This is a genomic window from Pseudomonas deceptionensis, assembly GCF_900106095.1.
GTDB lineage: Bacteria > Pseudomonadota > Gammaproteobacteria > Pseudomonadales > Pseudomonadaceae > Aquipseudomonas > Aquipseudomonas deceptionensis.
This window is the reverse complement of the sequence record NZ_FNUD01000002.1, coordinates 4,878,504-4,890,980: the sequence shown is the minus strand read 5'-3', so window position 1 is coordinate 4,890,980 and position 12,477 is coordinate 4,878,504. Positions and strand designations below refer to the sequence as shown.

Below are 12,477 nucleotides of genomic sequence, written 5' to 3'. Positions count from 1 at the left end.
GCTTTCTGGCTTCCCTTGAACCCTGTTACGAGAGGCTGCTTATGAGTACCCGTGGATTGTTAGATCAGTTACTTAAGTCCGGCCAGCAAATGCTGGAGAAAAAAACCGGTGCCCAAGGCGGCGCTTCCAGCACCGGCAAAGGGGGGTTGGGCGACCTGCTGGGGGGTTCCGGCGGCCTGGGTGGTTTGCTGTCCGGTGCCGGCGGCGGCGCCCTGGCGGCCAGTGCTCTGGGCCTGCTGCTGGGCAACAAGAGCGCGCGTAAATATGGCGGGCAAGCGCTGACCTACGGTGGCCTGGCCGCGTTGGGCGTGCTGGCCTACAAGGCCTACGGCAACTGGCAGGCCAATCAGGGTTCTGCTCCGCAAACCGAACCGCAAACCATCGATCGTGTTTCGGCGCCGCAAGCGGAGCAGCACAGCCAGGCGATCCTCAAGGCCCTGGTGGCGGCCGCCAAGGCGGATGGCCACGTCGATGAACGTGAGCGGCAGTTGATCGATGGCGAACTCAGCAAGCTTAATAGCGACCCGGTGTTGCAGACGTGGCTGCAAGCCGAGCTAAACAAGCCGCTGGACCCGGCGGAGGTGGCAAGTGCCGCCAGCACCCCGGAAATGGCTGCCGAAATGTATATCGCCAGCCTGATCCTGGTGGATGAGGAACATTTTATGGAGCGCGCCTACCTGGAAGAGCTGGCCAAACAGCTCAAGCTCGACCCGGGCTTGAAGGCCGAGCTGGAAGCGCAGGTCAAACAGGCTGCTGGCGTCTGAAGTCACTGCTTTTGTAGCCGCTGATCGCAGCCTCGTGCCTCGCCAGCGGCTGTAGGAGTCGCGCCATTGCTTGGTAGGTTTTTTTACTTGTTGCTGTGAGATCTGTCTCAACGTCTGTGCGAATCATTGCGAACCCTCGGCTATACTCACCATCATTTTGAATGGCCCCGAGGATTGACTGTGAAGAACTGGACGTTACGCCAACGCATATTGGCGAGCTTTGCGGTAATCATCGCAATCATGTTGTTGATGGTTGTAGCGTCTTATTCACGTTTGCTGTCGATCGAGAGCAGCGAAGAGACGGTGCGCACCGATGCGATTCCCGGGGTCTATTACAGCTCGATGATTCGCAGCGCCTGGGTCGACAGCTATATCCTGACCCAGCAACTGGTGGGCGCGGCCAACCTGCGGGATCTGACCAACGAAGACAACAAGCTGTACGCCAGCTACGCAGATCGCTTGAACCAGGAACTGGCGAACTATCGCAACACCATTTTTGACAGTGATGACAGGGCCTCCTTCAGTGAGTTCGAGGGCCTGCACAAGGAATACGATCAAATATTGGCCAACGTCCTCGCACTCTATAAAAACAAGGAGTTCGAGCAGGCCCGAGCCATGTTCAACGAGCAGATGGCCCCGGCCTGGATGGCAGGGCGCAAGAAGCTCAACAGCCTGATCGATGCCAATCGTACCTCTGCCACTGAAGCAACAGACAACATTGCCCACGCGGTACTCACCGCCAAGATCAGCATGATCGTTTCCCTGGTCATTGCGGTGCTGGCAGCGGGGCTTTGTGGCTTCCTGTTGTTGCAGGCAATCATGTCGCCGATGAAACGCATCGTTTCGATTCTGGAGGTGATGCGCTCCGGTGACTTGAGCTCGCGCCTGAACCTGGAACGCAAAGACGAGTTTGGCGCGGTTGAAACCGGCTTCAACGACATGATGACCGAGCTGACCTCGCTGGTGTCTCAGGCCCAGCGCTCCTCGGTACAGGTCACCACGTCGGTCACCGAAATTGCGGCCACTTCCAAGCAGCAACAGGCCACGGCCACTGAAACAGCGGCCACCACCACTGAAATCGGCGCCACGTCCCGTGAAATTGCGGCCACGTCCCGTGACCTGGTGCGCACCATGACCGAAGTGACTTCGGCCGCTGACCAGGCCTCGATCCTGGCCGGCTCCGGGCAGCAAGGCCTGGCCCGCATGGAAGAAACCATGCACTCCGTGATGGGCGCTGCCGACCTGGTGAACGCCAAGCTGGCGATCCTCAATGAGAAGGCTGGCAACATTAACCAGGTGGTGGTGACCATCGTCAAGGTGGCTGACCAGACCAACCTGTTGTCGCTCAATGCCGCGATCGAGGCTGAAAAAGCCGGTGAATACGGCCGCGGTTTTGCCGTGGTCGCCACCGAGGTCCGGCGCTTGGCCGACCAGACGGCCGTGGCCACTTATGACATCGAGCAAATGGTGCGCGAGATCCAGTCCGCGGTGTCTGCCGGCGTAATGGGCATGGACAAGTTTTCTGAAGAGGTGCGCCGCGGTATGTCCGAGGTGCAGCAAGTGGGCGAGCAACTGTCGCAAATTATCCATCAGGTTCAGGCCCTGGCGCCGCGGGTGCTGATGGTCAATGAAGGCATGCAGGCGCAAGCCACGGGTGCCGAGCAGATCAACCTTGCGCTGGTGCAACTGGGGGATGCCAGCAGTCAGACCGTCGAGTCCTTGCGTCAGGCCAGCTTTGCGATCGACGAACTCAGTCAGGTTGCCGTCGGGCTGCGCAGCGGCGTTTCGCGTTTCAAAGTCTGATGAGCGACCCTCTAGCCAAGCACGCGGGCGCCATGGTGCCGAAGCAGCGCCTGTTTCTGGTGTTCTACATCGGCGACGAGCGCTATGCCCTCGCCGCTACCGATGTGGTTGAGGTGCTGCCGCGTCTGCCGCTCAAACCCATTGCCCAGGCCCCTGCGTGGGTGGCCGGGGTATTTGCCCATCGTGCGCAAATGGTTCCGGTCATTGATATCAGCGCCATGACCTTCGGCCAGCCCGCCGTGGCCCGCACCAGCACCCGGCTGGTGCTGGTCAACTACCGTGGGCAATTGCTGGGGATGCTGCTTGAACAGGCCAGCGATACCTTGCGCTGTGATCCGGCGGACTTTCAGCCCTACGGTCTGGATAACCGCGATGCACCTTACCTGGGGCCGGTACGCAAAGACGAGCAAGGGCTGTTGCAGTGGATAAGCGTCGATGACCTGCTGAGCCCTGCAGTGAGCGCGCTGCTTTTTCCTGCGGCCGATGATCAGGCCTGCGGGCAGGTGACGGCATGAGTGGCGATCAACGGTTTTTCGATTATCTGAAGCAGCGCATCGGTCTGGATGTGGCCTCGGTCGGCCCGGCGATTATCGAGCGCGCGGTTCGTCAGCGCCGCACGGCGCTGAACATGGACGATAACGAACAGTACTGGCAACGACTGATCAGCTCGATGGACGAGCAACAAGCCCTTATCGAATCCGTGATCGTGCCCGAGACCTGGTTTTTTCGTTACCCCGAATCGTTTGCCACCCTGGGGCGACTGGCCAGAAAGCGCCTGGCTGAAATCGGCAGTCGCCGGCCTCTGCGGATCCTGAGCTTGCCGTGCTCGACCGGTGAGGAGCCGTACTCGATTGCCATGGCGCTGTTCGATGCCGGTTTTGCCGCGCATCAGTTCAAGGTCGAGGCGCTGGATGTCAGCCCGCTTTCGGTGCAAAAAGCCCAGAGCGCGGTGTATGGCAAAAATTCGTTTCGGGGGCTGCAGACGGATTTTCGCGAGCGCTATTTCAGCCTTGAGGGCGACGGTTATCGCCTGTCGAGCCGGGTGTGCGAGCAAGTCGGATTTCACGTCGGCAACCTGCTGGACCCCGCGCTCCTGGCCAGCCATGAGCCCTATGACTTCGTATTTTGTCGCAACCTGCTGATTTACTTTGACCTGAAAACCCAGAAGCAGGCACTGGACGTACTCAAGCGTCTGACACGTGACGACGGTGTCTTGTTTATCGGCCCGGCCGAAGGCAACTTGCTGAGCCGTCTGGGGATGCGTTCGATCGGCGCGCCGCAGTCGTTCGCCTTTTGCCACAGCCAGGAACCCTTGCCTTCGTCTCGCCCGGTACTGGCCGAATTCAAGCCGCTGCTGCGCTCACCGACGCCTGTGCCTGCGCCCGTGGCGGTACCGGTCAGCCGTCCTTTTGCTCCGCGACCACCAGCCCGTACGCCACACAAGCCGTTGCCGGTGAGCGATGACCCTGGCGTGTTGCTTGCGCAGATTGCCACCTTGGCCAATGAAGGCAAAAGCAACGAGGCCCGTGCGGTCTGCGAGCTTTTTTTACAGCGCCATGATCCGCAGGCCCAGGTGTTTTACTGGTTGGGCTTGCTCAGTGATGTGCAAGGCCAGACCGCCCAGGCCCAGGGGTTCTATCGCAAGGCGCTGTATCTGGAGCCCCAGCATTCAGAAGCAATGGCGCACCTGGCGGCTTTATTGGCTTCCCAGGGCGATCATGCGGGCGCCCAGCGCTTGCAGGAACGCGCTGCCCGTCACGAGCGTTCCGTTCACAGTGAGCGTAAACAATGAGCGGTTTAACAGCCCAGAGCCTGATTCACTCCGAAGCGCAGGCCATTGATGACTGCTGGAACCGTATTGGCATCTACGGCGACAAGAGCTGTTCATTGCTGGCCCAGCATATTCACTGCCGCAACTGCGCCGTCTATTCGGCGGCTGCGACCCGTTTGCTGGATCGCTATTCATTTGAGCAGGAACACCAGGAACTCTATGCCCCGCAGACCCACGAGCAGAAGGTTGCGACGCGCTCACTGGTGATTTTTCGCCTGGGCGACGAATGGCTGGGGCTGGTCACGCGCTGCCTGGACGAGGTGGCGCCAATACAAACGATCCATTCCCTGCCACACCAGCGCTCCCGTGCGTTGCGCGGTGTTGCCAATGTGCGCGGCGCATTGGTGCCGTGCCTGTCACTGGTTGAGCTGCTGGGCCTGGACCCCGGCGTACCCGGTGCCACCTCGCTGCGCATCATGCCGCGCATGTTGATTGTGGCGGCGCACGGCGGGCCGGTGGTGCTGCCAGTGGATGAGGTCGATGGCGTCCATAACATTGAAGAACGCGAGTTAATGGCCGCGTCGCTCTCGGGCGAACAGGCCAGTGCCAAATACACCCGCGGTGTGCTGCAGTGGAAAGCCCGCAGCCTGCGTTTGCTGGATGAAGATCAGCTGCTGAGCGCAATTACCCGGAGCCTCACATGACCCCCGAGCAAATGCGCGACGCCTCGTTGCTTGAGCTGTTCAGCCTTGAGGCCGAGGCGCAAACCCAGGTACTGAATGCCGGTTTGCTGGCGCTGGAGCGAAACCCGACCCAGGCGGACCAGCTTGAGGCTTGCATGCGCGCTGCGCACTCGCTCAAGGGCGCCGCCCGGATTGTGGGGGTGGATGCCGGGGTCAGCGTTTCCCATGTGATGGAGGACTGTCTGGTCAGCGCCCAGGAAGGCCGTTTGTATCTGCAGCCAGAGCATATTGATGCCTTGCTGCAGGGCACCGATCTGTTGATGCGCATTGCCACGCCGGGCAGTGCGAATGTCGGCCCGGCCGATATTGAAGCCTACGTGGCGCTGATGGCCCGCTTGCTGGACCCGTCGGCGCCCAATGTGCGGATGGCCCCGCCTGAGTTCGACGTATCTCAACTGCTGCTGGCGCCTGCACCTTCCATCTCGGCGTCGTTGGCTGAACCGTCAGTGCCCGCCGAACCCGAAGCCGCGCCAGAGCCTGCGCGTCGCCCGCAGCGCCTGACCGAAAGCGGTGAGCGGGTGTTGCGCGTTACCGCGCAGCGCCTGAACAGCCTGCTCGATCTGTCGAGCAAGTCACTGGTGGAAACCCAGCGCCTCAAACCCTATCTGGTGGCGTTGCAGCGCCTGAAGCGCATGCAGGGCACCAACCTGCGGGCGTTGGACAATTTAAGCGAACAGCTCAAGATCACGGGCCTGAGCCATGAGGCCGAAGAAGCACTGATTGATGCCCGGCGGATTCTGGCCGAGTCGCAGAACCTGCTCAGCGAGCAGACCGCCGAACTCGACGAGTTTTGCTGGCAGGCCGGCCAGCGTGCGCAATTGCTCTACGACACCGCGCTGGCGTGCCGCATGCGTCCGTTTGCCGATGTACTGGTCGGGCAGGAGCGCATGGTGCGTGACCTGGGCCGAGCCCTGGGCAAACAGATCCGTCTGGAGATCGAGGGGGAGAAGACCCAGGTCGACCGTGATGTACTGGAGAAGCTCGAAGCCCCATTGATCCACTTGCTGCGCAATGCCGTCGACCACGGTATTGAAACGCCGGAGCAGCGGCTGCTGGCCGGCAAGCCTGCCGAAGGCCTGATTCGCTTGCGCATTTCCCATCAGGCCGGTTTGCTGGTGCTGGAACTGAGCGATGACGGTGCCGGTGTTGACCTGGACCGTTTGCGCCACACCATCGTCGAACGTCAGTTGTCCACGGCGGCCACCGTGGCGCAACTGAGCGAAGAAGAACTGCTGTCGTTTCTGTTTTTGCCGGGTTTCAGCCTGCGTGACACCGTGACCGAAGTGTCGGGGCGCGGTGTCGGGCTGGATGCCGTGCAGCATATGGTGCGCCTGCTGCGCGGAGCCATTGTGCTGGAACACACCGTGCAGCGCGGCAGCCGCTTCCATCTGGAAGTGCCGTTGACCCTGTCCGTGGTGCGCAGCCTGGTGGTTGAAGTCGCAGACGAGGCCTATGCCTTCCCGCTGGCGCATATCGAACGCATGCGCGACCTGCTGCCGGATGAAATCGTGCAGCTCGAAGGCCGGCAGCACTTCTGGCACGAAGGCCGGCATGTGGGGCTGGTTGCTGCCAGCCAATTGCTGCAGCGACCCCCCAGCCAGAGCGATGACGAAACGCTCAAGGTGGTGGTGATTCGCGAGCGCGACGCGGTGTATGGCGTGGCCGTCGAACGCTTTATCGGCGAACGCACCCTGGTGGTATTGCCGCTCGATCCACGCCTGGGCAAGGTGCAGGATATTTCGGCCGGGGCCTTGCTTGACGATGGCTCGCCGGTGCTGATCGTGGATGTCGAAGACATGCTGCGATCTGTCGATAAACTGCTCAACACCGGGCGCCTGGAGCGTATCGACCGGCGTAACCGACACACCGCCGAACTGACCCGCAAACGTATTCTGGTGGTAGACGACTCGCTGACCGTGCGCGAGCTGCAACGCAAGCTGCTGCTCAATCGTGGCTACGAAGTGGCCGTGGCAGTTGACGGCATGGACGGCTGGAATGCCTTGCGCGCCGAGCACTTTGACCTGTTGATCACGGACATCGATATGCCGCGCATGGATGGCATCGAGCTGGTCACGCTGTTGCGCCGTGACAGTCGTTTGCAATCGATGCCGGTGATGGTGGTGTCTTATAAAGATCGTGAGGAAGACCGTCGACGCGGTCTGGATGCAGGAGCCGACTATTATCTGGCTAAAGCCAGTTTCCACGACGATGCTCTGCTTGATGCAGTGGTCGAGCTTATAGGAGCAGCCCAGACATGAGAATTGCCATCGTCAACGATATGCCCTTGGCGGTTGAAGCCTTGCGCCGGGCGCTGGCATACGAGCCGGCCCATGAAGTGATATGGGTGGCCGCGGATGGCAAGCAAGCGGTGAGCCTGTGTGCCGAGAACACCCCGGACCTGATTTTGATGGACCTGATCATGCCGGTCATGGATGGCGTAGAAGCCACCCGCCGGATCATGTCTGAAAGCCCGTGTGCCATTGTGATTGTCACCGTCGACCGTGAACAAAATGTCCATCGGGTATTTGAAGCCATGGGCTTCGGTGCGCTGGATGTGGTGGACACCCCGGTGCTGGGAGGCAGCAACCCCAAGGAAGCCGCGGCGCCCTTGTTGCGCAAGATCCTCAACGTGGGCTGGTTGATGGGCCAAAGTGAAAAACGGGTCGTCCCTGTTTCTGGCCAGCCCCGGGTCGCGGGTGTACGCGGCGGGCTGGTGGCGATCGGTTCGTCGGCCGGTGGCCCGGCTGCGCTCGAAACCTTGCTCAAAGGGCTGCCGAGGGACTTTGATGCGGCCATCGTGCTGGTTCAGCATGTGGATCAGGTCTTTGCGGCCGGCATGGCTGAGTGGCTGAGCAGCTCATGCGGGCTGGATGTTCGCCTGGCCCGGGACGGTGAAGCGCCTCAAGTGGGGACTGTGCTGCTGGCGGGCACCAACCACCACATCCGATTATTGAAGAACGGCACGCTGGCCTACACCGCCGAGCCGGTTAACGAAATTTATCGACCCTCGATAGATGTGTTTTTTGAAAGTGTTGCCCGGTACTGGAATGGCGATGCGGTGGGTGTGCTGTTGACCGGCATGGGGCGTGACGGGGCTCAAGGCCTGAAACTCATGCGCCAGCAAGGCTTTCTCACCATCGCCCAGGATCAGAACAGCAGCTCGGTGTACGGCATGCCCAAAGCGGCTGCGGCCATCGATGCAGCGGTTGAAATCAGCCCCTTGGACAAGATTGCGCCACGCTTGCTGGAGATATTTGCCAAATGACTGGTAAAAACCGGCAGGACTGGCTTGAAGGTAGAAATTCAGGTGAACGCGCATGAATGACTTGCAGTTGGACGACGTCAAATCTGACGAAAACTCGGCCATGGTATTGCTGGTAGACGATCAGGCAATGATCGGCGAAGCCGTGCGCCGTGGGTTGGCCCTTGAACAGAACATCGATTTTCACTTTTGTGCGGACCCGCATCAGGCCATTGCCCAGGCTATCCGCATCAAGCCGACGGTGATCCTGCAGGATCTGGTCATGCCGGGTCTCGACGGGTTGACCCTGGTGCGCGAATACCGCAACCACCCGGCCACCCAGAATATCCCGATCATCGTGCTTTCCACCAAGGAGGACCCGCTGATCAAAAGCGCGGCTTTTTCGGCCGGGGCCAATGATTATCTGGTGAAACTGCCCGACAACATCGAGTTGGTGGCGCGGATCCGCTATCACTCGCGCTCCTACATGACGCTGTTGCAGCGTGATGCGGCGTACCGTGCGTTGCGTGTCAGTCAGCAGCAGTTGCTGGACACCAATCTGGTACTGCAACGGCTGATGAATTCGGACGGCCTGACCGGGCTGTCCAATCGCCGGCACTTCGATGAGTACCTGGAGCTTGAATGGCGCCGCGCCTTGCGTGAGCAGACCCAGTTGTCGCTGTTGATGATCGATGTCGATTACTTCAAGTCCTTCAATGACACCTTCGGTCATCTGGATGGCGACGAAGCGTTGCGCAAAGTGGCTTCGGCCATTCGTGATGCCAGCAGCCGGCCGTCTGACTTGCCGGCCCGTTATGGCGGCGAGGAATTTGCCATCGTACTGCCCAATACCTCCCTGGGCGGTGCTCGTCTGGTGGCGGAAAAGCTGCGCATGGCAGTCGAAGCCATGAACATCCCGCATATTTCGCCTGCTCCTGGCCGCTGCCTGACCATCAGCATTGGTCTGGCCACCATGACCCCGCAACCGGCCAGCAATTGCCGTGAGTTGATTTCAGCGGCGGACAAGGGGCTTTATCTGGCCAAAAAGAACGGACGCAATCAGGTCGGGATTGAGTAGGGGGCAAATGAACGGCCCTTGTAGCCGCTGACGAGCAGCGGCTACAGTTTTGGGCGGCGGCGGGCTTCCCGGCAATTTGGAAGAAACGTGGAAATTCCCGCCCACAACCCCGCCGGGCGGGCTGCTGATCAGTGCTGTTTACGGTATACTCCCCGGCTTTGTAAAAATCGCCTACGAGTGCCGCCAGCCATGGAAATCAACCCGATCCTTAACAGCATCAAGGACCTGTCAGAGCGCTCCGAAACCATTCGGGGGTATCTTTGACTACGATCAAAAGCATGAGCGTCTGACTGAAGTCAATCGCGAGCTTGAAGATCCGAGTGTCTGGAACAACCCTTCGTACGCCCAGGAGCTGGGGCGCGAGCGCTCCCTGCTGGCGCAGATCGTTGAAACCCTCGATGAGATGCACACCGGTCTGGCAGATGCCAAAGACCTGTTGCTGATGTCTGCCGAGGAAGAAGATCAGGCCGCTGTAGATGACGTTGCCGCTGAAGTGGAACGTCTGCGCGAAGCCCTTGAAAAACTCGAATTCCGCCGCATGTTCAGCGGTGAAATGGACGCCAACAACGCTTACCTGGACATTCAGGCAGGCTCCGGTGGCACCGAAGCGCAGGACTGGGCCAATATCCTGTTGCGGATGTATTTGCGTTGGGCCGACAAGCGCGGCTTCGATGCCACCATCATGGAACTGTCTGCCGGTGAAGTTGCCGGGATCAAAGGCGCAACCGTACACATCAAGGGCGAATACGCGTTTGGTTGGTTGCGTACCGAGATTGGCGTCCATCGTCTGGTTCGCAAAAGCCCGTACGACTCGGGCAACCGTCGTCATACCTCGTTCTCGGCCGTATTCGTTTCGCCGGAAATCGACGACAACATCGAAATCGACATCAACCCCTCTGACCTGCGGATCGACACCTATCGTTCCTCCGGTGCGGGTGGTCAACACGTAAACACCACCGACTCTGCCGTACGTATTACTCACGTACCGAGCAACACCGTGGTGAGCTGCCAGAACGAACGTTCGCAGCATGCGAACAAAGACACCGCGATGAAAATGTTGCGTGCGCGTCTTTACGAGCAGGAAGTCCAGAAGCGCAACGCCGCTTCCCAGGCACTGGAAGACACCAAGTCGGACATCGGCTGGGGTCATCAGATCCGTTCGTACGTTCTGGATGCTTCTCGTATCAAGGATTTGCGTACCAATATCGAGCGCAGCGATTGCGACAAGGTACTCGACGGCGATATCGACGAATACCTGATAGCCAGCCTGAAACAAGGGCTGTAAGTCGCGCAACAAACCGTAAAGTGCGAAGCCAGTGCGATGCCCAAAAGGCGCGCTGAAGCCCGCTTCCCCCTGCCGCAAGGCGGGGGCAACGAACCTGTGATGGAATTTTTAAAGACATGAGCGACCAACAACTCGACCCGCAAGACCTGCAACAGGAAGAAAATGCCCTGATCGCCCTGCGCAAGGAAAAACTTGCAGCCGAGCGCGCCAAGGGCAATGCCTTCCCGAATGACTTCCGTCGTGACAGCTACTGCGCCGACTTGCAGAAGCAGTACGCGCAAGCGACCAAGGAAGAGCTGGCTGAAGCCGCCATCCCGGTCAAGGTTGCTGGTCGCATCATGCTCAACCGTGGCTCGTTCATGGTGATCCAGGACATGACCGGTCGCATCCAGGTCTACGTCAACCGCAAGACCCTGCCGGAAGAAACCCTGGCCGCCGTTAAAACCTGGGACCTGGGCGACATCATCGCCGCCGAAGGCACCCTGGCCCGCTCCGGCAAAGGCGACCTGTACGTTGAAATGACCAGCGTGCGCCTGCTGACCAAATCCCTGCGCCCGCTGCCGGACAAGCACCACGGTCTGACCGACACCGAGCAGCGTTATCGCCAGCGTTACGTTGACCTGATCGTCAACGAAGACGTGCGTCACACGTTCCGTGTGCGTTCGCAAGTGATCGCCCACATCCGCAGCTTCCTGATGGCACGCGACTTCCTTGAAGTCGAAACGCCGATGCTGCAAACCATCCCGGGCGGCGCGGCAGCCAAGCCGTTTGAAACGCATCACAATGCCCTCGACATGGACATGTTCCTGCGCATCGCGCCTGAGCTGTTCCTGAAGCGTCTGGTAGTGGGCGGCTTTGAAAAAGTATTCGAGATCAACCGCAACTTCCGTAACGAAGGCGTTTCGACTCGTCACAACCCTGAATTCACCATGTTGGAGTTCTATCAGGCTTACGCCGACTACGAAGACAACATGGACCTGACCGAAGAGCTGTTCCGTGAACTGGCTCAGCTGGTTCTGGGCAGCACCGACGTGCCTTACGGCGACAAGGTGTTCCATTTCGGCGAACCGTTCGTGCGTCTGTCGGTGTTCGACTCGATCCTCAAGTACAACCCTGAGCTGACCGCTGACGACCTGAACGACATCGACAAGGCTCGCGCCATCGCCAAGAAAGCCGGCGCCAAGGTGCTGGGCTTCGAAGGTCTGGGCAAGCTGCAAGTGATGATTTTCGAAGAGCTGGTCGAGCACAAGCTGGAGCAGCCGCACTTCATCACTCAGTACCCGTTTGAAGTGTCGCCGCTGGCCCGTCGTAACGACGACAACCCTAACGTCACTGACCGTTTTGAGCTGTTCATCGGTGGCCGTGAAATCGCCAACGCCTATTCCGAGTTGAACGACGCGGAAGACCAGGCTGAGCGCTTCATGGCACAAGTGGCCGACAAGGACGCGGGCGACGACGAAGCCATGCATTACGACGCTGACTTCGTACGTGCTCTGGAATACGGCATGCCGCCGACTGCCGGTGAAGGTATCGGTATCGACCGTCTGGTGATGTTGTTGACCAACTCACCGTCGATTCGCGACGTGATCCTGTTCCCGCACATGCGCCCACAAGCGTAACGATGCAGAATAAAAAGCCGCCGTTAAGGCGGCTTTTTATTGTCTGGCGCGCAGCCAGTTGAACATTCAGGAGAGTTTGTGGGCGCGAGCCTGCTCGCGAAAGACTAAGGCGCTGCGCGATCACCGGTAAACACGCGCTATCGTCAGCCACCTTCGCGAGCAGGCTCGCTCCT

The 12,477-nt window shown here is 59.9% G+C and carries 10 protein-coding genes; all 10 read left to right on the top strand.

From position 1 onward, the window contains the following. Positions 1-41 precede the first annotated feature (41 nt). The 10 genes from BLW11_RS22580 (at position 42) to lysS (ending at position 12,304) form a co-directional block, all read left to right on the top strand. The gene (locus BLW11_RS22580) at positions 42-764 is read left to right on the top strand and encodes a tellurite resistance TerB family protein (protein WP_048359950.1); all 723 of its coding nucleotides are present in this window, start codon (positions 42-44) and stop codon (positions 762-764) included. Positions 765-1,004: 240 nt separating this feature from the next. After that, entirely contained in the window at positions 1,005-2,567 is a 1,563-nt protein-coding gene (locus BLW11_RS22575) for a methyl-accepting chemotaxis protein (RefSeq protein ID WP_420912212.1), read from the top strand. After that, on the top strand, positions 2,567-3,082 hold the full coding sequence (locus tag BLW11_RS22570; protein WP_048359948.1) for a chemotaxis protein CheW: 516 nt from the start codon (positions 2,567-2,569) through the stop codon (positions 3,080-3,082). The genes BLW11_RS22575 and BLW11_RS22570 overlap by 1 nt, the downstream gene beginning before the upstream one ends. Next, positions 3,079-4,359, top strand: coding sequence for a CheR family methyltransferase (locus BLW11_RS22565; RefSeq protein ID WP_048359947.1), 1,281 nt, complete (start codon positions 3,079-3,081; stop codon positions 4,357-4,359). The genes BLW11_RS22570 and BLW11_RS22565 overlap by 4 nt, the downstream gene beginning before the upstream one ends. Next, positions 4,356-5,042, top strand: coding sequence for a chemotaxis protein CheW (locus BLW11_RS22560; RefSeq protein ID WP_048359946.1), 687 nt, complete (start codon positions 4,356-4,358; stop codon positions 5,040-5,042). Before BLW11_RS22565 ends, BLW11_RS22560 begins: the two co-directional genes overlap by 4 nt. Then, positions 5,039-7,339, top strand: coding sequence for a hybrid sensor histidine kinase/response regulator (locus BLW11_RS22555; protein ID WP_048359945.1), 2,301 nt, complete (start codon positions 5,039-5,041; stop codon positions 7,337-7,339). The genes BLW11_RS22560 and BLW11_RS22555 overlap by 4 nt, the downstream gene beginning before the upstream one ends. Continuing rightward, positions 7,336-8,346, top strand: a complete 1,011-nt coding sequence (cheB, locus tag BLW11_RS22550; RefSeq protein WP_048359944.1) for a chemotaxis response regulator protein-glutamate methylesterase — start codon at positions 7,336-7,338, stop codon at positions 8,344-8,346. Before BLW11_RS22555 ends, cheB begins: the two co-directional genes overlap by 4 nt. Before the next feature lie 52 nt (positions 8,347-8,398). Next, entirely contained in the window at positions 8,399-9,400 is a 1,002-nt protein-coding gene (locus BLW11_RS22545; protein ID WP_048359943.1) for a response regulator, read from the top strand. Positions 9,401-9,589: 189 nt separating this feature from the next. Continuing rightward, positions 9,590-10,685, top strand: a protein-coding gene (gene prfB / locus BLW11_RS22540) for a peptide chain release factor 2 (protein WP_139272584.1) whose coding sequence is annotated in 2 segments (ribosomal slippage) — positions 9,590-9,661 and positions 9,663-10,685 — 1,095 coding nt in all. Because the reading frame shifts where the segments join, the coding sequence is not laid out codon by codon here. Between the two features lie 116 nt (positions 10,686-10,801). Continuing rightward, positions 10,802-12,304 carry a lysine--tRNA ligase gene (gene lysS, locus BLW11_RS22535; RefSeq protein WP_048359941.1) on the top strand — a complete coding sequence of 501 codons (1,503 nt, stop codon included), beginning with the start codon at positions 10,802-10,804 and terminating at the stop codon, positions 12,302-12,304. Positions 12,305-12,477: the final 173 nt, after the last annotated feature.

Bases quoted from the DNA above. Each gene is read 5' to 3' on its own strand.
- BLW11_RS22580 (WP_048359950.1), top strand. From the start codon at position 42: ATGAGTACCCGTGGATTGTTAGATCAGTTACTTAAGTCCGGCCAGCAA.
- BLW11_RS22575 (WP_420912212.1), top strand. From the start codon at position 1,005: ATGTTGTTGATGGTTGTAGCGTCTTATTCACGTTTGCTGTCGATCGAG.
- BLW11_RS22570 (WP_048359948.1), top strand. From the start codon at position 2,567: ATGAGCGACCCTCTAGCCAAGCACGCGGGCGCCATGGTGCCGAAGCAG.
- BLW11_RS22565 (WP_048359947.1), top strand. From the start codon at position 3,079: ATGAGTGGCGATCAACGGTTTTTCGATTATCTGAAGCAGCGCATCGGT.
- BLW11_RS22560 (WP_048359946.1), top strand. From the start codon at position 4,356: ATGAGCGGTTTAACAGCCCAGAGCCTGATTCACTCCGAAGCGCAGGCC.
- BLW11_RS22555 (WP_048359945.1), top strand. From the start codon at position 5,039: ATGACCCCCGAGCAAATGCGCGACGCCTCGTTGCTTGAGCTGTTCAGC.
- cheB (WP_048359944.1), top strand. From the start codon at position 7,336: ATGAGAATTGCCATCGTCAACGATATGCCCTTGGCGGTTGAAGCCTTG.
- BLW11_RS22545 (WP_048359943.1), top strand. From the start codon at position 8,399: ATGAATGACTTGCAGTTGGACGACGTCAAATCTGACGAAAACTCGGCC.
- lysS (WP_048359941.1), top strand. From the start codon at position 10,802: ATGAGCGACCAACAACTCGACCCGCAAGACCTGCAACAGGAAGAAAAT.